Here is a 25,043-nt window from a genome sequence, read left to right on the forward strand (position 1 = left end):
GCCGGGGCAGGGAGTGGCGCATGGCCGAGGGCGCAGCCGAAGAGGACGACAAGGCGGGTCAGGCGCAAGGTCAACGTGATGGCCAGCGCGAAGGCCAGCGCCGCTTCGCGCAATGGGTCCGCGACTACAGGCGCCTGCCCGACATCCCCGACGAGTTTCTCGGCCCGGACGGCAAGCCCCGCGCGGTCTGGAGCCGCTTCTTCGATGCCTTCGGTGCGCTCGCGCCCGATGAGGTTGAGCGGCGGTTTGGCATGGCCGACCGTCATCTCCGCGAGGCCGGCGTCACCTATCGCGCGCCCGGCGAGAGCGCCGACCGGCCCTGGTCGATCAGCCATCTGCCGCTGCTGATTGACGAGGCCGACTGGAAGCAGCTGTCCGACGGCATCACCCAGCGCGCCGAGTTGCTCGAGCTCGTGCTGCGTGACATCTATGGCGAGGGCCGCCTCGTCGCCGAAGGCGCGCTGCCGGCGGCCGCGATCGCGGGGAGCCCCGAATATCTCCGTCCCGCCTGCGGCGTGCCGCCGCCGGGCGGGCGCTATCTCTCGCTCTATGCCGCCGATGTCGGCCGCGGGCCCGACGGACGCTGGTGGGTGCTCGGCGATCGCACGCAGGCGCCGTCGGGTGCGGGCTATGCGCTGGAGAACCGCCTGGTGCTCTCGCGCGCCTTCTCGGACCTCTACAAGTCGATGAACGTGCCGCGCGTCGCGCCGTTCTTCGAGGCGTTTCGCGACAGTCTTCGGGCGCGCGCCGACCGCGACGAGCCGCGGATTGGCGTGCTCACGCCGGGCAGCTTCAGCGAGACCTATTTCGAGCACGCGACGTTGGCGCGCTATCTCGGCTTCCTGCTGGTCGAGGGCGACGATCTCGCCGTCAGCGACAATCATATCCACATCCGCACGGTTGCAGGCCTCAAGCGCCTCGACGTGCTGCTGCGCCGTGTCGATTCCAATTCGCTCGATCCGCTCGAGCTCGATGCCTCGTCACGGCTGGGCGTCCCCGGCCTGATCGACGTGCTGCGCAAGGACGGCGTCGTCGTCGCCAACATGCCGGGCTCGGGTGTCCTCGAGGCGCGCGCGATGCTCGGCTTCCTGCCGGCGCTCAGCCGCCGGCTGCTCGGCGAAGAGCTGAAGATGCCGCACATCGCGACCTGGTGGTGCGGCCAGCGCTCGGCGCGCGACGAAGTGTTGTCGCGGCTCGACGAGGTCGCGATCGAAGGCGCGTATCGGCGCGGCGTTCCCGGTTTCGACAGCAACGGTCCGGTGCTCGCGAGCGAACTCGACGCCGCCGGGCGCCGGCGCCTGAGCGACGCCATCGCTGCGCGCGGCATGGACTATGTCGGCCAGGAGGTGGTGCGGCTCTCGACCATGCCGGTGTGGGAACAGGGGCAAATCACGCCGCGTCCCTTCGTGCTGCGCGTGTTCGCAGCCGCGACGCCGGACGGCTGGGCCATCATGCCCGGCGGCTTCTGCCGGATCGCCGAGCAGCCGGATGCGCGCGCGGTGTCGATGGGCGACGGCGCGCGCTCCGCCGACGTCTGGGTGGTCTCGGACAAGCAGGTCTCGACCGCGACGCTGCTGCCTGCGGTCGACAAGGTGCGCATCCGCCGGATCGCCGGCGTGCTGCCGAGTCGCGCCGCCGACAATCTGTTCTGGCTCGGCCGCTATCTCGAACGCGCCGAGGCGACGCTGCGGCTGGTGCGGGCGCTGGGCTCGCCGAGCGGGCCCAACAAGGGCACCGCGGCCTCGCTGCAATCGGCGGAGCGTATCCAGCGCCTGCTGGTGACCTGGGGCGCGATCTCGCAGACCTCGCGCGCGGCGCCCGGCCGCATCGTTGCCGAAGCGCTGCAGAGCCCGGAGCGTTTCGGCTCGGCACTGTCGCTGGTCCGCGCGGCCCAGCGCACGGCGACCTCCTTGCGCGAGCGGCTGTCGCCCGATGCCTGGCAAGTCATCACCGAGATGGTCGAGCGGCTGGCCGTCGAGGTCGAGGACGACGACAGCGTGCTGAGCGCGGCCGAGTTGACCTTGCAGGAGCTCGCGAGCTTTGCCGGCCTTGCGCATGAGAACATGAACCGCGCCGCCGGCTGGCGCTTCCTCGATATCGGTCGGCGCACCGAGCGCGCCATCAACACCACGCGCTTTGCCCGGCAGTTTGCCTATGACGAGGCCGGCGACGAGGATCTCGATATCCTGCTGACGCTGGTGGATTGCCAAATCACCTACCGCTCGCGCTATCTGCTGGCGCCGATCCTGGCGCCGGTGCGAGACCTCGCCGTGCTCGACAATTACAATCCGCGTTCCGTGGCGTTCCAGGTGACGACGCTGAACGAACACATCGCCGCACTGCCGAGCCTGAAGGAGCACGGCCTGATCGAGAAGCCGCAGCGGCTTGCGGTCGCGCTGCAGGCGATGCTCGCGACCGCGCAGGCCGAGAAGCTCGAGGTCAAGACGCTGTTCGCCCTGGAGCAGGATCTGCTCAGCCTCGCCGAGGCGGTCGGGCAGCACTACTTCCCGCACGGTCCCAATGCGAGCCGGCCGGAAAAGCTGACGGGGCTGGCGTGATCTACGATATCCGTCACGTCACCACCTACGAATACGAGAGCCCGGTCAGCTTCGCGCGCTGCACGCTGCGGCTGGAGCCGAGGAGCGGCCATGGCCAGGAGCTGATTTCGCATAAGGTCGAGATCCGTCCGCGCCCCGCAGAGCGTAGCGTCCGGCGCGATTTCTTCGGCACCCTGACCGAGAGTGTCGTGATCGAGGCCTCGCATCGCACCCTGCGCATCGATTCCCGCTCTCGCGTGAAGGTGTCGCGCCAGCCGCCGGCGCGCGCCGCTGTCAGCCCGGCCTGGGAGAACATTCGCGACATCGCCTTCGAGGCGACGAGCCTCGGGCCGTCCTCGCCGGTCGGCTATGTCTTTGCGAGCCCGCTAGTGCCGGTGCTGGGACCGGTCAGCGCCTATGCGGCGGAAAGCTTTGCGCCCGGCGCGGGCATCCTTGCCGGGGCGGTCGATCTGATGCGTCGCATCCGCACCGAATTTCGCTACGACCCCAAGGCGACGGTGATCTCGACGCCGCTCAACGAGGTCTTCGTCAAGCGCCATGGCGTCTGTCAGGATTTTGCCCATGTGATGATCGCGGGCTTGCGCGGGCTGGGCCTGCCCGCGGCCTATGTCAGCGGATATTTGCGCACCATTCCGCCGGCGGGCCAGCCGCGCCTGCAGGGCGCCGACGCCACCCATGCCTGGGTGTCGCTGTGGTGCGGGGACGAGCTTGGCTGGGTCGATTTCGATCCGACCAACGATCTTATGGTTGCTGGCGACCATATCGTGCTCGCAGTCGGCCGCGACTTCTCCGACGTTTCGCCGGTCGACGGCATCATCGTCGGCTCGCCGAAGCAGAAGCTCGACGTCGCCGTCGACGTGCTGTTGGTGGAATGATTGCGGGTCCTGCCCGCGACACCCATCCCGGGTGTGGCGGGTCTGCACCGCAACCGCGATATCGCGGGGCACAAACCGCAACATATTTCCGAGTTTGCGCCCCCGGGTTTGGCCAGTCGGCCAAGATGGGCTATGCTGGCGCCTGCGTCGAGGACGAGAATGAGACGTCGGGAATTGGCGTGGAAAACCACCGACAGACGGGGCTGCATCCATGATGACGTTACCGAAACTGGCGGCGGACTCCCTTGAAAAACTGCTGGGCTCGTTCATGCGTCGTCGGTTCGACGAGCCCTCTGCGCGCATCGTCGAGAGCGCAACCCGCACGGCGATGGAATGCATCGGCAATAGCGACGCGCTTTATCACAATATCGAGCATACGATGCTGGTGACGCTGGCGGGTCACTCCATCCTCAGCGGCCGATATCTTCACGCCCATCTGTCGGCGGAAGACTATGTCCATGTCCTGATCGCCTGCCTGGCCCATGACATCGGCTATGTGCGCGGCCTGTTCGAGGAGGATGACACCGATGGCTTCGTCATCGATGCAGCCGGCACCAAGGTGTCACTGCCGCGCGGCGCCTCGGATGCAAGCCTGATGATGTATCATGTCGACCGTTCCAAGCTTTATGTCTCGCGGCGGCTGCGACACATTCCGGGGCTCGATCCGGAGCGCATCGCCCGCGCCATCGAGGGCACCCGGTTTCCGGCCCGGGAAGGCCAGGACTATGACGACGAGGCCTCGATCCTGCGCGCGGCCGACTTCATCGGCCAGCTCGGCGACCCCAATTATCTGCGCAAGGCCAATGCGCTCTACTACGAGTTCGAGGAAGTCGGCATCAACCGCCAGCTCGGCTACGATTCGCCGGCCGACATCGTGAACCGCTATCCGCAGTTCTATTGGAATAGCGTCGCGCCGCACATCCAGACCGAGATCGGTTACCTCAACAAGACCGAGATCGGTCGGCAGTGGATCGCCAACCTCTACAGCAACGTGTTCCGCGCCGAACGTGACATCACGTTATCCGGGCCGCAAAAATAGCTCCGCTTTCTAATGCAACAAAAAACGGTCACCACCGATATCCTCGACATCGCCTATCGCGAATACGGCGCGCCGGACGGCTGGCCCTGCATCATGGGTCATGGCTTTCCCTACGACGTGAACGCCTATGCCGGGACTGCGCCGATCATGGCGCAAGCAGGCGCGCGGGTGCTGGTGCCCTGGCTGCGCGGCTACGGGCCGACGCGATTCCGCTCCGCTGCGACGTTGCGCTCCGGCGAGCAGGCGGCGCTGGGCGCCGATCTGCTGGCCTTCATGGATGCGCTTGGAATTGCGCGCGCGGTCGTCGGCGGTTACGACTGGGGCGGGCGCGCAGCCTGCGTGGTCTCGGTGCTGCATCCGGAGCGCGTGATCGCGCTCGTCTCGGGCAATTCCTACAACATCCAGAACATCGCGCGCTCGATGGAGCCGGCTTCGCCACCGGAGGAGGCGGCACTCTGGTATCAATATCTCTTCCACAACGAACGCGGCCGCCGTGCGCTGGAGCGCAACCGGCGCGGTTTTGCGCGCCAGCTCTGGTCGATGTGGTCGCCGAGATGGGCCTTCGACGACGCGACGTTCGAGACCAGCGCCATCTCGTTCGACAATCGCGATTTCGTCGATGTCGTGATCCACTCCTATCGACATCGTTACGCGCTGGTCGCGGGCGATCCCGCCTATGCCGCGATCGAGGCGAAGCTCGCCGCCCAGCCCCCGGTTCGGGTACCGACCATCGCGATCGACGGTGACAGCGACGGCGTCAATTCCGGCACCGCTCACCACGCAGGCAAATTCGTGGGCTTTTTCGAGCGGCGCGTCTTTACAGGGGCCGGCCACAATTTACCGCAGGAGCGGCCGGCCGAATGGGCCCAGGCCGTGCTCGATGTACGGAAAGCGGCCTCATAGCGCCGGATTTCTCGTCCCGCTGTCTTGCCGCTCTCATAGCTTCCAATTTTTCCTGATTCCGGGAACCTTTTCCAATCGCAGCCGTCCAAGCTGTGGGGCCGCGTTCTGTATGCGGTTCGTTGCAGGGGAGTTTTCGATGAAGACGCAAACGCGCAGGCTGGAACGTGTCGCGGTCGCGCAGGCGCCGAGCGAGCGGCCTGAGAGGGCGGAGGTCGAGCAGGCGATCCGGACCATGATCCGCTGGGCCGGCGACGATCCCGCGCGCGACGGTCTGCGCGATACGCCGGACCGGGTCGCGCGCGCCTTCGAGGAGTATTTCTCCGGCTATGCGCAGGATCCGACCGAAATCCTGCAAAAGACCTTTGAGGAGATCGAAGGCTATGACGAGATGATCGTCCTGCGCGGCGTTCGCTTCGAAAGCCATTGCGAGCACCACATGGCACCGATCGTCGGCCGCGCCTGGGTCGCTTATATCCCGCAAGGGCGCGTCGTCGGCATCTCCAAGCTCGCGCGTCTCGTCGACATCTACGCCAAGCGGCTTCAGATCCAGGAGAAGATGACCGCGCAGATCGCCAACACGATCAACGATGTGCTGAGGCCCGAAGGCGTCGGGGTCATCATCAAGGCGACGCATCACTGCATGACCACGCGTGGCGCACATAAGCCCGGGACAGATCTCGTCACCAGCCGCATGCTCGGCGTGTTCCGCGACAATGCGCTGACACGCCAGGAGCTGCTGGGGCTGGCCAATTCGGACGATTGATCCGCGACGGCTCAAGGAGGCAACGCCATGACCGAAGACAATAAGCCAAGCGGGCCCGACCTGAGCCGAGGCGTGACGCTCGCCGAATTCAAGGACGGCAAATTGCTCGGCCATGTCGGCGAGGAAGACGTCCTGCTGGTGCAGGCCGGCAGCGAGATCTTTGCGATCGAGCCGGCCTGCAGCCACTATCACGGTCCGCTCGCAGAAGGACTGGTGGTTGGCGACACCATCCGCTGTCCCTGGCATCACGCCTGCTTCTCCTTGCGGTCAGGCGAGGCGACCCGTCCGCCGGCGCTGAATGCGCTGGCGGTGTGGGAGGTCTCGCGCGATCAGGACAAGATCGTCGTCCAGCGCAAGCGCGAGATGCCGAAGCCTCCGGCGCGTCACCGGACGGCGCCAACGCCGGAAAAATTCGTCATCATCGGTGGCGGCGCGGCGGGTTTCGCGGCGGCGGAGACGCTCCGTCGCGAGGGCTTTGCCGGCGCCATCACCATGCTCAGCAATGACAGCGCGATGCCGGTCGACCGGCCCAATCTTTCCAAGGATTACCTCGCGGGCAACGCGCCGGAGGATTGGCTGCCGCTGCGGGGCCAGGACTATTATCGGGACGCCGGCATCGATCTCAGGCTCAACACGAATGTTGCCGCGATCGAGGCGAAGACGCGCAGCGTGACGCTGGGCAACGGCGACAGGCTGCCGTTCGACCGGCTGCTACTCGCGACAGGCGCCGAGCCGGTCCGATTGCAGATTCCGGGTGCCGACCAGCCTCATGTCTACACCCTGCGCTCCGTCGCCGACAGCCGCGCCATCATCAAGGCGGCCGGCACCGCCAGGCGTGCACTGGTGATCGGCGCCAGCTTCATCGGCCTCGAAGTTGCGGCCTCCTTGCGGGCACGCAAGATCGAGCTCCACGTGGTCGCGCCGGACGAACGGCCGATGCAGAAGGTGCTCGGTCCCGAGATGGGCGACTTCGTGCGCGCGCTGCATGAGGAGAACGGCGTCAACTTCCATCTCGAGGACACCGTGGAAAAGCTGGACGGCACGCGCGCCACGTTGAAGAGCGGCGGCGTGATCGAGGCCGACCTGGTCGTGGTCGGGATCGGCGTCAAGCCGCGCCTTGCGCTTGCCGAGCAGGCGGGGCTTGCGGCCGATCGGGGCGTCAGCGTGAGCGAATATCTGGAGACCAGCGTATCCGGCATCTTCGCCGCCGGCGACATCGCGCGCTGGCCCGATCCGCATTCGCGGCAAACCATCCGCGTCGAGCACTGGGTGGTGGCGGAGCGGCAGGGCCAGACCGCGGCGCGCAACATGCTCGGCAAGCGCGAGCGCTTCGAGGCCGTGCCGTTCTTCTGGTCGCAGCACTATGACGTGCCGATCAACTATGTCGGCCACGCCGAGAGCTTCGACGACATCGCGATCGACGGCAGCATTTGTGGCAAGGACTGCCTGCTGAAGTATCGCAAGGGCGGCCGCGTTCTTGCGATTGCTTCAATTTATCGCGATCTCGACAATCTCAAGGCCGAGTTGGAGATGGAGCGGACACGCGGCTGAGGCGCGCATCCGTCTCGATTTGCGTCAATGGTGCTGCCCGCGAGGGCGGCTGTGCACCGGCTGATCAGCAACTCGACGCAAGACCGCCTTGCGGAACTCCGCTGATCTGACGTGCTGGCAAGAAGCAGCACGCCGCGCGCCTTCCGAGTCGCGCGGCGATCATCACCGGGGAGAAACCATGAAAGCCGCTTTGGTCCTGGCTGCAGCCTTGGCTGCCTGCCTGTCCACGCCTGTCTCCGCGCAGAAATCCTACGGTCCCGGCATCAGCGACACCGAGATCAAGATCGGCAACACCATGCCCTATAGCGGCCCCGCTTCGCCCCTCGGTATCACCGGCAGGGTGATCTCGGCCTATTTCGACGAGGTCAATGAGAAGGGCGGGATCAACGGCCGCAAGCTCAATCTCCTGTCGCTCGACGACGCCTTCTCGCCGCCGAAGACCATGGAAGCGGCGCGGCGGCTGGTCGAGGGTGACGGCGTCGCCTTCATCTTCGCGACCATGGGCACGGCGCCAAGCTCGGCGATCGCGAAATATCTCAACAGCAACAAGGTGCCGCAGCTGTTTCTGATCAGCTCGGCCTCGAAGTGGAACGATCCCGCCAACATGCCCTGGTCGATGGCGCTGCCATGGGCACCGAACTACACCAGCGAGGCCGCGATCGACGTCGCCTATGCCCGCGCCAAGAACCCGAATGCGCGCTTCGCGGTGCTCTATCAGAACGACGACGCCGGCAAGGAATATCTGCGCGGCGTCAAGGAAGCGCTTGGTGCCGACGCCGACAAGGCGATCGCGATGGCGTCGAGCTTCGAGGTCGCCGACCCCACCGTCGATTCCCAGGTGCTGACGCTCGCCAACACCAAGGCCGACGTGTTCATGATCTATTCGGTGACGCCGCGCGCCTGCGCCCAGGCGATTCGGAAAGCGCATGAGGTCGGCTGGCAGGCGACGCGCTTCCTCGCCTCGGGCTGTGCCAACAAGGCGACCGTGATGGTCCCGGCCGGCCTCGATGCCGGCAAGGGCGTGCTCTCGCTCGGCTCGCTCAAGCCGTTCGTCGAGGCGCCGAAGGACGATCCGGCGATGACGGCCTATATCGATTTCATGAAGAAGCGCCTGCCCAATGCCGACGTCAACAACGTCGCGGGTCTCTACGGCTACACCGTCGCCGAGGCATTGGTGGTCTTGCTGAAGCAGTGCAAGGACAATCTGACGCGCGAGAACATCATGGCGCAGGCGGCCAATTTGAAGAACGTGCCGCTATCGCTACTGATGCCCGGCATCACCCTCAACACCACGCCGCAGGATTTCCGCCCGATCAAGGACGGCTATATGCTCCAGTTCAATGGCAACGACTGGATCGTCGCCAGCGAGCTGCTGCGCGGCACGTGAGGGGCACGCGAGCGGCAGCATAGACAGTGCACCCTCTCCCCTTGCGGGAGAGGGTGGATCGCCGCGAAGCGGCGAGCCGGGTGAGGGGTATCTCTCCGCGAGTCGTCTCTACATTTGAACTCGCGGATACAACCCCTCATCCGGCGCTTCGCGCCACCTTCTGCCACAAGGGGAGAAGGGAACAGGAGGACCCCATGGATTTTCAACACTCCGAACGTTCGCTGGAGCTGCAGGAGCGGGTCCGCCGGTTCATGCGGACGCATGTCGAGCCGGTCGAGGAGCTCTACTACGAGCAGGTGAAGCCGGAAGCGACACGCTACAGGACGCCGCAGATCCTTCAGGACCTGAAGCGGCTGGCGCGCGAGCAGGGGCTTTGGAACCTGTTCCTCTCCGGCGAGCACGGCCAGGATCCCAACAACACTGGCTTGACCAATCTCGAATACGCGCCGGTGAAGGAGATCATGGGCCGCATCCTCTGGGCGCCGGAGGTGTTCAATTGCTCGGCGCCCGACGTCGGCAACATGGAGGTGCTGGCCAATTACGGTACGCCGGCGCAGCAGGAGCGCTGGCTGAAGCCACTGCTGGAAGGGCGCATCCGCTCCGGCTTCTCGATGACGGAGCCGCAGGTTGCCTCCAGCGATGCCACCAACATCCAGTGCGAGATCAGGCGCGACGGCGGCGACTACGTCATCAACGGCCGCAAATGGTTCACCTCGGGCGCGATGAACGAGGATTGCGAGATCCTGATCGTGATGGGCAAGACCGCGCCCGACGATTCCGATCGCCACCGCCAGCAATCCATGATCCTGGTGCCGAGAGCGACGCCTGGCGTGCGCATCGTCCGCGACATGCTGACCTACGGCTATGACGACGCGCCGGTCGGCCATCCCGAGATCGTCTACGAGAACGTTCGCGTGCCCGCGGAGAACATCCTGCTCGGCGAGGGCCGCGGCTTCGAGATCGCGCAAGGCAGGCTCGGCCCCGGCCGTATCCACCATTGTATGCGGCTGATCGGCTGCGCCCAGCGCGCGCTCGAATTGATGTGTCAGCGCGCGGTCTCCCGCACGGCCTTCGGCAAGCCGCTCGCAGAACAGGGCTCGGTGCGTGAGGACATCGCGCACTCATTCTGCGAGATCGCGCAGGCGCGGCTCTTGACGCTGCAAGCCGCCGACAGGATGGACCGCGAGGGCAACAAGATCGCGCGCGACCTGATTGCGGCCGCCAAGATCGTGGTGCCCAGCATGGCCGCCCGCGTTATCGACCGCGCCATCCAGATCCACGGCGCTGCCGGCGTCTCGCAGGACACGTTCCTGGCGCGTGCTTACGTCTACGCCCGCTTCATCCGCATCGGCGACGGACCGGATCAGGTGCATCTGGCCGCGGTGGGGAAGGAGCTGATCAAGCGTGGCGGGGTGATGGGCTAGCAAACGCCATCACTGACGGCCCCATTTCTTCTTTCCCGCGCAAAGCAAGGCGGCATGAACACCTTGCCGGCGGCGCCTTGACCACCGTCACTGGACCAGATGTGCGGGCCGAAGGGGCCTGAATGCGGCGCGCAGCTCGGCGGAGAAAAGCGCCGGCTGCTCCCAGGCAGCAAAATGACCGCCTTTGTCGACCTCGTGGAAGTAGGTCAGGTTGCGATAGGCGCGCCGGGCCCACGTCTCCGGGGCTTGATAGCTCTCGCCCGGGAAGACCGTGATGGCCACCGGCAGTGAGATCTCCGCAGTCTTCTCCGGACCTGCAAGGGCGGGACTGCGCCCGCTATATTCCCAGTAAAGTCGCGCCGAGGAGGTGGCGCTGTTCGTCAACCAGTACAGCGTGATGTCGTCCAGCATCTCGTCGCGGGATTTTTCGGAGTCGGTGTCGTCGAACTTCCAATGCGAGAAGCCGGGATGTCCGAGCATCCAGGCTGCCAGGCCCGCGGGAGAATCCGTCAAGCCATAGCCGATCGTTTGCGGCCTCGTTCCCATCATCAGCGCGTAGGACCGGTTGCCCATCTTGCCGGCCGCACTGAATGCATCGAACGCCGCGCGTTCCTTGGCGGAGAGGTCTGCCGGAGCAGGCCCGCCGGCCGCGAGGATCGCGGCGATATCGGGCGGGACGATCGCCGGCAAGTTGATATGGATGCCGAGCAAGCCTGCCGGCGCCAGCCGTGCCATCGCACTCGAGACCGGCGAGCCCCAGTCGCCGCCCTGCGCGACATAGTGGGTGTAGCCCAGGCGCTTCATCAGTTCCGCCCAGATGCGCGCTGTGTGGTCGGGACCCCAACCGGTATCGACCGGCTTGCCGGAGAAGCCATAGCCGGGCATCGAGGGGATCACGACGTCGAACGCGTCTTCGGCCCGGCCCGCATGGGCCGTCGGATCGGTGAGTGGATCGATCAGCTTGAGCTGCTCGAAAACCGATCCCGGCCAGCCATGGGTTATGACGACAGGGAGGGCATTGGGATGTTTGGAGCGGACATGAATGAAGTGGATGTCGATGCCGTCGATGTTGGTGACGAACTGCGGAAGTCGATTCATCCTCGCTTCGACCTTGCGCCAGTCGTAGGCCGTCCCCCAATAGTTGACGAGGGGCTGGAGCTTCGCCAGCGGGATACCTTGGGACTGATCGGAAACAGTCTCGCGATCAGGCCATCGCGTCGCCAAAACGCGCCGCCGAAGCTCGACAAGGTCCTCCTCCGGCACGGCAATGTGGAAGGGGTGAATTGTGCTTTCGCCCGCGGCCGCCGCTGCACGCAGCGGAAACACGCTCGCGGAAATCGCCGCTGAAACTCCAATCGCTACGGTGCTCAAAAGCGCGCGCCGGCTTCTGTCGATGGTGTTCTCGGAATTGTATGGCATCGGCATGGGACACCCTCCTGGCTTCAGGCGATCGGAGCCTGCGGAGCAGGGCAGTCCTTCGTCTGGCTCTGCAACATGGCTCGGAAGCCGGTCAATAGCTCGTTAAGGCTTGTTAGATGCTGTGAGCAGTTGCGACTGATGCAGGGGCAAGGTGAAGAAAGACAAGTTCAGCAGTTCTGTCCCTTGTCCCCCGACAAGGACGGAGTAGACAAGCTGATCGGATCTGTGCGTCGGCTCCTTGTCCATGAACGCATTCAGCAGCGGGCCTTGCTGCGCGAGGACATTGCAAACTCCCTCTGTGACATCGCGCAAGCAAGCCTTCTCACGCAGGTGGCAGCCTCCGTCGCTGCGATGATCGCTTCTGCGAAAACCCGCCGATGAGAATGAAAACACGGTCAGGCGGGCGAGCGCACCGATTATCCTGATTGGTCGCGCTATGAGAGTCATGTCGCGCTATTTCGCCGCGGCTCTCGTCGTCATGCTGTTGACGCAATGTCTGTCTTAGACGGCGACAACTAAAACACGGTGCTGGAACTATTGCGGTTCCTCCAACGGTTCCGGAGCCAGGGGTTGGCTCGACCCGCAAAACGATTTGCGGCATCGGAACTGAACAATCGAAAATCACAGGAGATATAATGGGGTTCCGATCGAGCGCCGCAATTTGCGGCGCCATGATTGCGCTTGCCGTTTCCGTTTCTGTAGCGCGATGTGAAGCTGGTGGGGTTCACTCAAACGCTGTCGACGATGCCGCTTCCGGGGAAGCGATCGTTGGCGCGGCATCCATGTACAATCCGTTCAAGCCGGGCAAAGAGGAGGGCGGCCCGAAGACGGCTTCCGGCGAGCGCTATGATCCCTCGGTGTGGTCGGCTGCCATCAAGACGAGCTTGCGTAAGAAATTCGGTGGGGTCCAATTTGGCGCGAAGCCGAAATACGCCCTCGTCGAGGCCGTCGGCAAGAAGGTCATCGTCAGGATAAATGACGTGGGACCGCTAAGGCCTGGCCGCATCATCGACTTCAATGAGCGGACGATGCGCCATTTCGATCCGAGCCTGGAGCGCGGGGTCATTCCTGACGTAAAAGTCCGACCGCTTGCCGGCGGCGATTGGACCCCCGGACCGGTTGGCTGAACGTCGCACCAGAAGGTCGCGCAGTACGACCGAAGGTCCCGACGCCATCGCCATGATGACATCACGGTTTGCTGCGCGCCGCAGCAGCCATGTCTACGCGTCTAAACTGCTAAGCGGCCGTGATCTTCGAAATCTGGCCTTCGGCTCCTGTGCCAAGGCCATCCACACCTGTCGCCTCTATGCAGAGTTTAAGCGCTCCGCCCAGAGTGGCAGCAGCCAGATCCGCCTTGGCACCTTCCCGCAGGCTTTCCAGCGCCGCTGGCTCGATGTCCTTCATCCAGCAACCCAGAATGATTGTGGCCTTCGGCAATTTACGGCGAAGCCGTCGCACCGAGTAACGCATATGGGCAGGGCTGCTTGCATCCATATAGACGAGGCAGACAATGGCGATCCCGTCGGTCTCCAGCCGGAAGATATTCGCCGTCGACAACGCTTCCGCTGCCTCGACTCTGGCCGACAAGCCATGCGCGCCGGTCAGTTGAGCCAGCATGATCGCAGCGGCTTCGTCGATCGGATTTCGCCCGGCCACACAGAGGACGGGATGTTCGCCTTGCCATCCAGCGGGCAAGTCCTCCTTGCGCAGAACCCGCAGACTCTCATAAGGCGCGTCCTCAGCCACGCCTTCTATGGCAGATGTAGCTTCGACATCTGTTGTCGGGCCGACCTTCGGCGGCAGACGCTCATCCTGCTCCGAAATGTTATTGGCAAATTCCTGGACCGCATCCCTGATTTTGGTCAGCCGGTCGGGAGCCAGAGCGCCGCGCTCGGCATCCACTTGAGCCAGTTGCAGTCCTCGCAGGGCGACTTCGTCGTAATAGGAGCTAAGAGATCGCTCCTTCAAGAACTCCTCGGCTTTTGCCGATGCTTCTGTCGGATCGCCGGCGAGCATCCGCTGATAGAATATCTCGGGCGGAGAGAGTGCTGGTCGGTCTCCAAACATGACGTCCAGGAACTCCAGCCGCTCGACATGGCGGCCCAGTACGACGAGACACACCGTGAGTGGTGTCGCCAGAACGAGGCCGATCGGACCCCAGAGCGCCGTCCAGAACGTCGCAGAAGCCACAACGGCCACCGGCGACAGTCCCGTGCTGTGTCCATAGACCATCGGCTCCAGCACATGGCCGACGACGGGCTCCACCACCACGAACAGCGCGATCGTCCAAAGCAGCATCGTCCAGGTTGGATCGACCGCGACCGCGAGAGCGAGAGGAAAGGCGGCGGCGATGACCGCCCCGATGTAAGGCACGAAGCGCAGCACTGCTGCCAGAATACCCCACAGGATCGCGCTTGGAACGCCGATCAGCCAGAGACCCGTTCCGATGATGATGCCGAAGCTGCCGTTCACGAGAAGCTGGATAAGGAAAAGCCGGCTGAGGCGGCTCGCCGCGTCATCAAGGGCAGCCGTGGTGCGCTGCAGGTCATCCGAACCGGCCAGCCTGATCAGACGATTACGAAGATCCTCGCGTTGAAGCAAAATGAAGATCACGAATATGACGATGATCCCGGTCGTTGCGAGCGGATGAAGCAAGGGTGAAATCAGCGTTTGCAAGCTCTCCAGCGCGCCGGGATCGGGCTGAAGCACTTCCACAGGAACGGGCCTCGGCGCGGCCGCTTTCGGAGCTGCTATGGTGCCCAACGAATTCGCGGCCTCCTTGGGCTTGTCGAGTTCTTTGCTGAGGTCCTTCAACATGCTCGAAGCCCGCTCGAGCGTGCCTCGACCAGCGGTGGTCTCACGGAAGGATTGGATCTTCTCGCTTATTGTGGACTGATATCGCGGCAAATCGCCAGCCAGCTGCGTGAGTTGGGTAGCAAGGAGACTGCCCATCGCAAATATGAATGCGAAGGCGATCACGACCACGCTCACCACAGCCAAACTGCGTGGAATGCGCAGACGCTGAACCAGTCGAACCAGGGGCGCCAGCACGAAGCTGAGCAAGACGGCCAGCGCTATGGGGATGATGATCTCGCGACCATAATACAGCACCATGACAATGATCGCGGCGAGAATGGCCATCGCCACGGCGCTCAATAGCGAAATCAATTCTTCCGGTGTTCGTGCTTTGAATGGCTGCCTGATCACAGCTCCTCGCTAGGCCGGGAAAAGCGGCGAGTTTGTTGACGTCCAGTGAGTTCAAAAAAGCCGCGGATTGCTCCGCGGCTTTTGCATTCACAGGATTCGTATCTCAGTAGCGGTCGGTGCCGATCCCGACGCTCACGCCGGGAGCGCGGAAGCCGATGCCGCTGCGCTCTTCATAGCCGCGCCGCTCGATGTAGCGCTCGCGAGGCGCATATCCGTAGGAATCGCGCCCTTCGCGGATGATGACACGGCGTTCGCCGCGCTCACGCCAGCAACGACCGTCTTCGTTGCAGACCATGCGCACGTTCTGAATGTTGCTGTCCGGAGCGACAGACAGGGTGGGAGACAGCGGGGCTGCAGCAGCGGCGGTCACGAGAAGGGTACTTGCTGCGGCCGCCAGAGCGGCTGTGAAAAATTTCATCGTGTTTCTCCCAAATGTGATGTGTCAGTGAGGCAATAGACTGGGAACCCAATGGTTCCATGGCTGAACAGATATCGTCAGCTGCCGCCATTCTGTTCGCAGGCATTCCCTGCCCGAAAGACAGGTGAACTCGCCATGATTGGCGATCATGACCTGGAAGATGGGATTGCGGAGAGAGGCATCGCGCGGTCTCTGTGAAGATCGGCTTCGAGATCCTGCCGGCCCAGCGCGGAAAGCTCCAACATTGACATCATGCTCCTGTTTTGCCCGACGGAGCAAGTAGATTCGTCAAATCCGCAGAGGATCGGGGCGGTGGCCAAGCCATTGAAATCGCTGTCCCCGGCTACTGTGCATGGGGTTGTTTTCGCGTTTTTGATGGAGCGACCCCACCGCCGGCTCTGTTGGCGATGGACGTGCGGCTACCCGGCCTTGGCGATGCGGCCGTCCGCCGCGCCCGAGCGCAGGTTCTGGAAGAACTTCTCCACCTCGCACGACAGCGTCTCCGCCGTCTCGGTCACGCTGCTCGCAGCCCTCAGCACCGAGGAGGCCGCAGTATCGGTCTCGCCGATGGCGTCGCGGAGCGAGCTGATGTTGGCGACGAGGGTCTCGTTGCCTTGGGCAGCCGATTGCGCGTTGGACGAGATCTCGCGCGTGGCGGCGTCCTGCTGGCCGATGGCGCCGGCGATCGCCGAGGTGACGTCGTTGATCTCGCGCACCGCGCCGCCGATCTCGCGGACGGCGTCGACCGCGTTGCGGGTGGAGGACTGGATCATCGAGACGTTTTCGCTGATGTCGGCGGTCGCTTTCGCGGTCTGCCCCGCGAGCGCCTTCACTTCGTGTGCGACGACGGCAAAGCCGCGGCCAGCATCGCCCGCGCGCGCCGCTTCGATGGTGGCATTGAGCGCGAGCAGATTGGTCTGCTCGGCGATCGCCTGGATCAGGCTGAGCACGCCGTCGATGCGTTGCGTGGCGGCCGCCAGGCTCTCGATCTCGGCAATCGATTTCTCGGTGCGCTGCCCGGTCTGCTCGACCGCGCTGGCGGATTGCCGCACCTGCCGGCCGATCTCCACCACCGACGCAGACAGCTCCTCGGCCGCGCCTGCCACCGCCGTGACGTTGTGCGATGCCTGTTCGGTGGCGTTCGCCGCCGTGCCGGCGCGACTGCTCGCGTCCGCGGTGACGCGGGTGATGGTCTGCGCCGTCTCGCGCATGACGGAGGCGTTGTCGCTGAGGCCGCGCATGATCGCGCCGATCGCCTCGCGAAACGCGTCGACGGATTGCTCGATGTGGCGGGCGCGCTCCTCGCGCGCGGCGGAGTCCTGCGAGACCTGCGAGGCGAGGTTGCGGTTGCGCCCCATCGCGTCCTGGAAGATCTGGATCGCGCGCGCCAGTGCGCCGATCTCGTCGGCGCGGTCAGAGTGGGGCACCACGACGTTCTCGGCGCCGTCAGCGACCTGCTTGATGGTCGCGGTGATGGCGGAGAGCGGGCGTGCGATCGAGCGGGCGATGATGACGATGCCGATCACGACGAGGGCGAGCGCCACGCCGGCGAGGCAGGTCAGGACGAAGGACAGGATGCGATTGGTCTCGGTCTCGTGCGCGATTTGCCTCGCGCGCTCGGAATAGACTTTGGACAGCGCCTCGAGATCCTTGTTCAGCGCCGAGCGCACGGCGCGGTTGGCGTCGTTGTCGCCCCATTCGCGGCCCGCGGCCGCATTGATCTCGACGCCGCGGCGCACCAGCTCCTTGCGAAACTCGACGAACTGCTCGATGCGCTTCTTGAAGGTGGCGAACTGCTCGGCATCGTCAGCCTTGACGATGGTCTCCCAGCGCTTCACGACGTCGAGGATCTGGGCGTTGAACTTGAGCAGGCCCTCGCCGTATTTCTTCACCACGGCCGGTTCGGTCGACATGTAGACGCCGCGCGATTCCATCACGACCGCATAGACCAGCGAGTTGACCCGCTCAACGTTCAGCGCGGCGGCGTTCGCGGTCTCGATCGCGGTGGTCAGCTCGGCACCGCGGCGGCTGTTGTAGTCGGACAGCATCGCGATCGCGGCCGTGAGCAGCGCGAACAGCGCGAAGATCGCGTAGAGCTTGTTGGCAAGCGTGAAGCGGCCGGCGAGGCCGGCGGCATTCCCAGATTGGTCGGTTTTCATGGTTTCAGGGGCCCGAATGGCCGGGAGCGGCCGGAGAGCGCGGTCGTAACAAATCGATGCAAAACTATGCAGAATGAAGATGGACGCAGCGTTAACGCCGGGTTTGGCCTCCTTCGCCCTCGGTCGAAAGAAAGGTCGATATTTCAGCGTCTTGATCTGAAGGTATAGTCTTGGGATTGCCCTGGAGTCGGCCTTTGGCCGACGAACCCCGGAGAGACCCTTGGTCTACCGCCACACCATCGACGCCACGACGTACGCATTCCCTGATCTGCGCGATCTGCTCGCCAAGGCGACGCCGCCGCGCTCCGGCGACCGGCTGGCCGGGATCGCCGCCGCCAGTGCCGAACAGATGATCGCGGCGCGGATGGTGCTGGCCGACGTCCCTCTCGGGCAGTTCTTACAGGAAGCCGTCATCCCCTATGAGACCGACGAGGTCACCCGCCTCGTTATCGACAGCCACGACGCCAAGGCGTTCGCGCCGGTGGCTTCGCTGACGGTCGGCGCCTTTCGCGACTGGCTGCTATCGGACGCCGCGACGCCCGAAATCTTGCGCAAGCTGGCCGGCGGCATCACTCCGGAGATGGCCGCCGCGGTCTCGAAGCTGATGCGCAACCAGGATTTGATCTTGGCGGCGCGGAAATGCGAGGTCACCACCGCTTTCCGCAACACCATCGGCCTGAAGGGCCGGATGAGCACCCGGCTCCAGCCCAACCATCCCTTCGACGACGCCAGGGGCATCACCGCCTCCATCCTCGACGGCATCCTGCTCGGCGCCGGCGATGCCTGCATCGGCATCAACCCGGCGAGCGACGACCCGGCCGTGATCGGCCAATTGCTGCGGCTGCTCGACGAGCTCATCGCGCGGCTCAAGATCCCGACCCAAGGATGCGTGCTGACCCATGTCACCACGACATTGTCGCTGATCGGGCAGGGGGCGCCGGTCGACCTCGTGTTCCAGTCGGTCGCCGGCACCGAGGCCGCCAGCCGCAGTTTCGGCGTCAACCTCGCGCTCCTCAAGGAGGCCCAAGAGGCCGGGCTGTCGCAGAAGCGCGGCACGGTCGGGCAGAACGTGATGTATTTCGAGACCGGGCAGGGCTCGGCGCTATCGGCCAATGCCCATCACGGCGTCGACCAGCAGACCTGCGAGGCCCGCGCCTATGCGGTGGCCCGCGCCTTTGCGCCCCTCCTGGTCAACAGCGTGGTCGGCTTCATCGGCCCGGAATATCTCTACGACGGCAAGGAAATCATCCGGGCGGGGCTGGAGGATCACTTTTGCGGCAAGCTGCTCGGCCTGCCGCTTGGGATCGACATCTGCTACACCAACCACGCCGAGGCGGACCAGGACGACATGGACAATCTGCTGACGCTGCTTGCGGCGGCCGGCGTCACCTTCATCATGGGTGTCCCCGGCGCCGATGACGTCATGCTGAACTATCAATCCACGTCTTTTCACGACGCGCTCTATGTCCGCGACGTCTTCGGATTGCGTCGTGCGCCGGAATTCGACGACTGGCTGGCGCAGTCGGGCATTGCGGGCGCTGACTTCCGTCTTGCCGGCGATGCAGGCCTGCTGCCCGATTTTGCCTCACGGTTGATCGCGTGACGTGGCGGAAGCACCCGGTGGCCCGAGGAAACCATTGGTGCCCAAGGGAATTAAGCTCTGCCACAATATTGAGAAATTCCGGCGGCAGCATTACGCTATGTAGCTGTCTGGCAATTTCCGCAGCTAAGTCGAGCGTGGCGGGGGAGCTTTGATGCGAGCTGAAAGTAACGGGACGTCCCGGCGGATTCTCTGCGTGTTTCCGCGATACACATCCTCGTTCGGGACGTTCGAGCATTCCTACCCCCTGACCGATGGCGTCCGCGCCTTCATGCCGCCGCAGGGACTTTTGCTGCTCGCGGCCTATCTGCCCAGGGAATGGCAGGTCAAATTCGTCGACGAGAACCTTCGCCGTACGACCAGAGAAGAGTTCGAATGGGCCGAGGCGGTCTTCGTCAGCGGCATGCACATCCAGCGCCAGCAGATGAACGATATCTGCCGCCGCGCCCACGAGTTCGATCTGCCAGTCGCGCTCGGCGGTCCCTCCGTCAGCGCCTGTCCGGACTATTATCCGTCGTTCGACTATCTCCATGTCGGCGAGCTCGGCGATGCCACCAATCAGCTGCTCGAGATCTTGTCGCGCGATACCTCCCGTCCGGAAGCGCAGGTGGTGCTGACCACCAAGGACCGCGTGCCGATGACGGAGTTTCCGATCCCGGCCTACGAGCTCGCCGACGTGAAGAAATACTTCCTCGGCAGCATCCAGTATTCCAGCGGCTGTCCGTATCAGTGCGAGTTCTGCGACATCCCCGGCCTCTATGGCCGCAACCCGCGCCTCAAGTCGCCGGAGCAGATCATCGCCGAACTCGACCGCCTGCGGGAATGCGGCATGACCGACACGGTCTATTTCGTCGACGACAATTTCATCGGCAACCGCAAGGCGGCGCTCGACCTCCTGCCGCATCTGATCGAATGGCAGAAGAGGACCGGCTACATGGTGCGGCTCGCCTGCGAGGCGACGCTCAACATCGCCAAGCGGCCGGAAATCCTCGAGAAGATGCGCGAGGCCTATTTCGTCACCATCTTCTGCGGCATCGAGACGCCCGACCCCGATGCGCTGAAGGCGATGCACAAGGACCACAACATGATGGTCCCGATCCTCGAGGGCGTGCAAACCATCAACTCCTACGGCATGGAGGTCGTGTCCGGCATCATCATGGGGCTCGACACCGACAAGCCGAACACTTCGGAGGCGCTGCTCGCCTTTGTCGAGGAGTCCCGAATTCCGCTGCTCACGATCAACCTGCTTCAGGCGCTGCCGAAGACGCCGCTGTGGGACCGTCTGGAGCGCGAGGGGCGCCTGGTCGAGGACGACGGGCGCGATTCCAATGTTGACTTCCTGTTGCCCTACGACGACGTCGTTGCGTCCTGGAAGCACGCCATGGCCGTCGCCTACGAGCCCGAGAAGGTCTACGGGCGCTTCCAGTATCAATGCGACCACGTTTACGTGCACCGCCTCAAGATGCCAACGCCGGACGAGATGAAGACCTGGACCAACATCAGGCGCGGCCTCGTCATGCTGCGAAACATCTTCTGGAAGGTCGGCGTGCTCGGCGACTACAAGCGCGTGTTCTGGAAGTTCGCGCTGGGCCGCATCAAGCGCGGTGATCTCGAAGGGCTGATCGGCTGCACCCTGATCGCGCACCATCTCATCACTTTTGCGCGGGCGGCCTCGACCGGCCAGCAAAACGCCTCGAACTATTCGATCCGGCTACGCGAGGCCTCCGTCCCCGCCGAATGATGCGACATGTCTGATCCGGCCATCCCGCGTCGTCCGACCCTCGATCTGCGTTCGCTCACGCCCGCGCGCGTGGCGCTGGGGCGCAGCGGCGCGAGCCTGCCGACGCGGGCACTGCTCGATTTCACACTGGACCACGCCCGCGCCCGCGATGCCGTACACGCCGTGTTCGATGCGCCGCGGCTGGTCGCGGATCTCTGCGCGCTTGGCCTCGTCGTCACCGAGGCGAACAGCCGGGCGGTCGACCGCGGGGACTATCTGCGGCGGCCCGATCTGGGCAGACGGCTCGATGCCGGATCAGCCGAGTCCTTGGCGCGGAGCGCCTCGGAGCCGTGCCAACTCGCACTCGTGATTGGCGACGGCCTGTCGGCGGCGGCGGTCCACGCCCATGCGGCCGCGCTGGTGATGCGCCTGCTGCCGTTGCTCGCGGCCGACGATGGTGTCGCGATCGGCCATGTCGTCGTCGCCTCAGGCGCGCGCGTCGCGCTCGGCGACGAGATCGGCGCCATTCTCGGCGCGCGCATGGTCGTGATGCTGATCGGCGAGCGGCCGGGCCTGTCGGCGCCCGACAGTCTCGGCGCCTATCTGACGTTCGCCCCGAAGCCGGGCCGTACCGATGCCGAGCGCAATTGCGTGTCGAACATCCACAAGGCCGGGTTGAGCTATGACGAGGCTGCCTTCAAGATCGCCTGGCTGGTCCGCGAGGGGCTCGCGCGGGAAGTGAGCGGTGTGGCGCTGAAGGACGAGAGCGCAGACCGGGCGCCGCGTCGAATTGGCACGGCTTTGCCCGGATGAAGGGCATTAAGGCAAAATCGCCACATCTTGATCGATTCGGCCACACTCCGCCTGCTTGCGAGAAGGGCGATTGACCTGCTAAACCCCTCGCAGCGATTTTCTGCGCATTTTCAAAGGGCAAGCCTCCCATTGGTATGGCATTTTCAAGCCGTTCGCGGGGCGCGACAAGCTCACAGACCCGAGCCGATTTAGGAACTGGACAAGGCATGCTCGAAAAGCACAGCGAGAGTGAGGTTCATGTCGACAAGGTCGAGCAGGGACCTGCGTCCTCGATCGCCTTCGGGCTGGAGCGCATCGGGCTGATCGCAGTCCGGGCGCCCATCGTCTCCTGCGTCGTCCTGCTCGTGCTGATCGTCGGCGCCGTGTTTGGCATCCACCGGATCAAGATCGACGATTCGCTGTCGCAGCTGTTCCGGTCCAACACGCCGGAATTCCGCCAGTACGAAGCGGTGACCAAGAAGTTCCCGGCCGAGGAATTCGATGTCCTCGTCGTAGTCGAGGGCAAGACCCTGCTGGCCCGGAACAACCTCGAGAAGCTGCGCGACTTCGTCACCGACATGCAGCTGGTCGAGGGTACGCGCGGACTGGTCTCGCTGTTCTCCGCGCGTCAGGCGCCCGCTCCGGGCAAGCTTCCCGCCGCACTGTTCCCGCCCGAGCTGCCCGAGGGCGAGGCCTATGACAAGTTCATCGAGGGCGTCAAAGCCAACGAGATCATCCGCGGCAAGCTGTTGTCCGAGGACGGCACGCTGGCGCTGATCGTGCTGTCGCTCGATCCGGAGGTGGTCGCCTCCAACAAGCTGACCAAGACCGTCGCCGACATCCGCGCGCTGATAAAGGAAGACCTCAGTGACACCGGGCTCAACGTGCAGCTTTCCGGCGTGCCGGTGATGCAGCTCGAGATCCGCAACGCGGTCGAGCGCGACGGGCTCACCTACAACATCCTCGGCATTCTCGCCGGCTGTGTCATCGCCATCATCTTCTTCCGCAAAATCTCGTTCATGGTGGCGGCGGCGTTCCCGCCGATGATCGCGATCCTGCTGGCGCTCGGCGCGCTCGGCTGGGCCAATTTCAATCTCAACATGTTCCTGAACGTGATGACGCCGCTCATCATGGTCATCAGCTTCTCGGACTCGATGCAGCTCACCTTCGCCGCGCGCGACCGGCTGATCGCGGGCCAGGACAAGTTCACCGCATTCAAGAACGCGGTGCTGGTGGTGGGACCGGCCTGCGTGCTGACGCACGGCACCGCAGGCATTTCCTTCATCGCGCTCCAGTTCTCCGACTCCGATCTGATCCGCAAGTTCGGCGAGGCGGGTCTCGCCGCCACCATCATCGCGCTGGTTGCGGTGTTGTCGCTCGTGCCGGTGTTCGGCGTGCTGCTCGTGCGCAACGAGAAGGTCTTTGCGACCAAGTTCCAGAGCGCGGATGCCGGCGTACAAGCGCTGCGTAATTTCTGCTACTGGATCGCGGTGCGCATGGTGGGCCGTCCCGGCCTGTTCAGCCTGATCGCGGTGGTGTTCGTGGCGGGCCTCGGCGTCATCTACGCAAATCTGGAGCCGCGCTACCGGCTCGCCGACCAGGTGCCGGACAAGCGCCAAGCGGTCGCGGCCAGCGACCGGCTCGACGCCAAGCTCACCGGCGCCAACCCGGTCAACGTTCTGATCCAGTTCCCCAAGGGTGAATCGCTCTATTCGCCGGAGACGCTGCAGACCATCGCGGACGTGCACGCGACGGTGGAGAAGGCCGCCGGTGTCGGCAATGTCTGGTCGGTCGAGACCCTGCGCCGCTGGCTCGCGGACAAGGCCGGCAGCGCCGACGTCGCGACCCTGAAGGAATATGTCAGCGTCATTCCGGAGCATCTGGTGCGCCGGTTCATCGATGCCGAGCAGGACGCGGTCGTGGTCGCAGGTCGCGTGCCGGACAAGGATTCCAGCCAGCTCCTGCCGATCGTCGACAAGCTCGATACCGAGCTCGACGCCGTCCGCAAGAAGCATCCCGGCTATGAAGTGGCGGTCACGGGTCTTGCCGCGATTGCCGCGCGCAATTCGGCCGGCATGATCGAGAAGCTCAACCGCGGGCTCACCGTCGAATTCGCGCTGGTCGCGATTTTCATCGGCCTTGCCTTCCGTTCCTGGGTCGTGATGTTCGCCTGCATCCTGCCGGGCATCTTCCCCGTCGTGATGTCGGGAACAGTGCTGTGGGCGATGGACGAGGGACTGCAATTTGCCAGTGTCGTAGCTCTGACCGTTTCGTTCGGCCTGGGCTTAAGCGCCACCATCCACTTCCTCAACCGCCTCAGGCTCGAGAGCAAGCCGGGCGTCGGCTCGGCGCTCGCAGTGGAGCGCGCGACCGTGCTGGTCGGCCCGGCCTTGATCCTGACCACGTTGGTGCTGGCCTGCGGTCTCGTCGTCACGGTGTTCTCCGATCTGCCGTCGCTACGGCTGTTCGGCTGGCTCAGCGCCTTCTCGATGGTGATGGCGCTCGTCGCCGACCTCTTCATCCTGCGGCCGACGGCGATGTGGTTGATCAATCTGCACGCCAAGCTTCAGGGCACCGACAAGCCGGCGATCTGAGCGGCTGCATCCATCGGACACGGAATCGGCGCGGTCCGGACGATTGCGCCGCGCCTCCGAAAAACAACAAGCCCCGGTTCGCGAGAACCGGGGCTTGTCGCTTTCGGAGCGGAAAGAGCTGTCAGCCCTTCGTCATCGTGATGTTGACGCCGCGAATCTCGCCCTTGGATGAGATCTGCACCGTCTGCTTGGTGCCGTTGGTGCGCAGCGACAAATTGGCGGCAAAGCCGTTGGCCTCGACGAACACCTCGATCTGGCCGCCACCGGCAGTGCCTTGGAGATTGCCGAAGATGTTGCGGTTGGTCTCGCTCCAATTGCCGGAGATGCGCTCGCCTTGGCTGGTCACATCGCTGGTGAGGTCGAACTTGTAGCTGTCGGAGGCGCAGTGCAACGCCTGCTTGAGACTGAGACCGGTGCCGGCAACCTTGTAGTCCGCCTTGCAGCGGATGCGCTCGGTCGAGCCGTCGGACAGCGACACCGTACCCGTCCCGGTCCATGCGCCCTCGAAACCTGCAAACGGTCCGGACGACTGAGCCTGACTTGTCGAAACCGAGAAGAGCAGCGCAGCGCCGATGCCGGCCGCCTTGATTGCCAGTTCAGTCCGTCCAAAGAATTTCATCTCAAAATATCCCGT

At 64.4% G+C, this 25,043-nt stretch carries 18 protein-coding genes; 13 read left to right on the forward strand and 5 right to left on the reverse strand.

Annotated features, from left to right (window positions below; translation table 11 throughout):
- Nucleotides 1–20: 20 nt before the first annotated feature.
- The 8 genes from AC0L3B_RS01480 (at nt 21) to AC0L3B_RS01515 (ending at nt 10,500) form a co-directional block, all read left to right on the forward strand.
- Nucleotides 21–2,558 (forward strand): circularly permuted type 2 ATP-grasp protein, encoded by a 2,538-nt coding sequence (locus AC0L3B_RS01480; protein WP_018456944.1) that lies wholly within the window; start codon nt 21–23, stop codon nt 2,556–2,558.
- Entirely contained in the window at nt 2,555–3,433 is an 879-nt protein-coding gene (locus tag AC0L3B_RS01485) for a transglutaminase family protein (RefSeq protein WP_473379928.1), read from the forward strand. The genes AC0L3B_RS01480 and AC0L3B_RS01485 overlap by 4 nt, the downstream gene beginning before the upstream one ends.
- 211 nt (nt 3,434–3,644) lie before the next feature.
- Nucleotides 3,645–4,472 carry a metal-dependent phosphohydrolase gene (locus tag AC0L3B_RS01490; protein WP_026233269.1) on the forward strand — a complete coding sequence of 276 codons (828 nt, stop codon included), beginning with the start codon at nt 3,645–3,647 and terminating at the stop codon, nt 4,470–4,472.
- 12 nt (nt 4,473–4,484) lie between these two features.
- Entirely contained in the window at nt 4,485–5,375 is an 891-nt protein-coding gene (locus AC0L3B_RS01495) for an alpha/beta fold hydrolase (protein ID WP_473379929.1), read from the forward strand.
- A 136-nt stretch (nt 5,376–5,511) separates the two neighbouring features.
- Nucleotides 5,512–6,138 (forward strand): GTP cyclohydrolase I FolE, encoded by a 627-nt coding sequence (gene folE / locus AC0L3B_RS01500; RefSeq protein ID WP_018456940.1) that lies wholly within the window; start codon nt 5,512–5,514, stop codon nt 6,136–6,138.
- A gap of 27 nt (nt 6,139–6,165) precedes the next feature.
- On the forward strand, nt 6,166–7,689 hold the full coding sequence (locus AC0L3B_RS01505) for an FAD-dependent oxidoreductase (RefSeq protein WP_473379930.1): 1,524 nt from the start codon (nt 6,166–6,168) through the stop codon (nt 7,687–7,689).
- A 178-nt stretch (nt 7,690–7,867) separates the two neighbouring features.
- Nucleotides 7,868–9,076, forward strand: a complete 1,209-nt coding sequence (locus tag AC0L3B_RS01510; protein WP_018456938.1) for an ABC transporter substrate-binding protein — start codon at nt 7,868–7,870, stop codon at nt 9,074–9,076.
- A gap of 194 nt (nt 9,077–9,270) precedes the next feature.
- Nucleotides 9,271–10,500, forward strand: a complete 1,230-nt coding sequence (locus AC0L3B_RS01515) for an acyl-CoA dehydrogenase family protein (RefSeq protein WP_473379931.1) — start codon at nt 9,271–9,273, stop codon at nt 10,498–10,500.
- Nucleotides 10,501–10,587: 87 nt separating this feature from the next.
- Here the strand turns inward: AC0L3B_RS01515 and AC0L3B_RS01520 are convergent, their stop codons facing one another.
- Nucleotides 10,588–11,925, reverse strand: coding sequence for an epoxide hydrolase family protein (locus AC0L3B_RS01520; protein WP_473379932.1), 1,338 nt, complete (start codon nt 11,923–11,925; stop codon nt 10,588–10,590).
- A gap of 629 nt (nt 11,926–12,554) precedes the next feature.
- On the opposite strand from AC0L3B_RS01520, the gene AC0L3B_RS01525 reads away from it, so the two are divergent.
- The gene (locus AC0L3B_RS01525) at nt 12,555–13,046 is read left to right on the forward strand and encodes a septal ring lytic transglycosylase RlpA family protein (RefSeq protein ID WP_026233268.1); all 492 of its coding nucleotides are present in this window, start codon (nt 12,555–12,557) and stop codon (nt 13,044–13,046) included.
- A gap of 109 nt (nt 13,047–13,155) precedes the next feature.
- Here AC0L3B_RS01525 and AC0L3B_RS01530 read toward each other — a convergent pair whose 3' ends face one another.
- From AC0L3B_RS01530 to AC0L3B_RS01540, 3 genes are all read right to left on the reverse strand, one after another.
- Complete coding sequence (locus AC0L3B_RS01530; RefSeq protein WP_473379933.1) at nt 13,156–15,126, reverse strand: AI-2E family transporter; 1,971 nt, start codon at nt 15,124–15,126, stop codon at nt 13,156–13,158.
- A 103-nt stretch (nt 15,127–15,229) separates the two neighbouring features.
- Nucleotides 15,230–15,544, reverse strand: a complete 315-nt coding sequence (locus AC0L3B_RS01535) for a hypothetical protein (RefSeq protein ID WP_018456931.1) — start codon at nt 15,542–15,544, stop codon at nt 15,230–15,232.
- A gap of 419 nt (nt 15,545–15,963) precedes the next feature.
- Nucleotides 15,964–17,703: a methyl-accepting chemotaxis protein gene (locus tag AC0L3B_RS01540; RefSeq protein WP_247300202.1), complete on the reverse strand. Its 1,740-nt coding sequence runs from the start codon at nt 17,701–17,703 to the stop codon at nt 15,964–15,966.
- Nucleotides 17,704–17,923: 220 nt separating this feature from the next.
- On the opposite strand from AC0L3B_RS01540, the gene AC0L3B_RS01545 reads away from it, so the two are divergent.
- From AC0L3B_RS01545 to AC0L3B_RS01560, 4 genes are all read left to right on the forward strand, one after another.
- The gene (locus tag AC0L3B_RS01545; RefSeq protein ID WP_473379934.1) at nt 17,924–19,306 is read left to right on the forward strand and encodes an ethanolamine ammonia-lyase subunit EutB; all 1,383 of its coding nucleotides are present in this window, start codon (nt 17,924–17,926) and stop codon (nt 19,304–19,306) included.
- A 151-nt stretch (nt 19,307–19,457) separates the two neighbouring features.
- A complete protein-coding gene (locus AC0L3B_RS01550) occupies nt 19,458–21,044 on the forward strand; it encodes a B12-binding domain-containing radical SAM protein (RefSeq protein WP_247300200.1) in 1,587 nt (528 codons plus the stop codon).
- A gap of 6 nt (nt 21,045–21,050) precedes the next feature.
- Nucleotides 21,051–21,836, forward strand: a complete 786-nt coding sequence (gene eutC / locus AC0L3B_RS01555) for an ethanolamine ammonia-lyase subunit EutC (protein WP_085362342.1) — start codon at nt 21,051–21,053, stop codon at nt 21,834–21,836.
- A gap of 206 nt (nt 21,837–22,042) precedes the next feature.
- Nucleotides 22,043–24,409 carry an efflux RND transporter permease subunit gene (locus tag AC0L3B_RS01560; protein WP_018456926.1) on the forward strand — a complete coding sequence of 789 codons (2,367 nt, stop codon included), beginning with the start codon at nt 22,043–22,045 and terminating at the stop codon, nt 24,407–24,409.
- A gap of 121 nt (nt 24,410–24,530) precedes the next feature.
- Here the strand turns inward: AC0L3B_RS01560 and AC0L3B_RS01565 are convergent, their stop codons facing one another.
- Nucleotides 24,531–25,028: a hypothetical protein gene (locus tag AC0L3B_RS01565; RefSeq protein ID WP_018456925.1), complete on the reverse strand. Its 498-nt coding sequence runs from the start codon at nt 25,026–25,028 to the stop codon at nt 24,531–24,533.
- Between the last annotated feature and the right edge of the window lie 15 nt (nt 25,029–25,043).

Source organism: Bradyrhizobium sp. Kon56 (genome assembly GCF_055807635.1).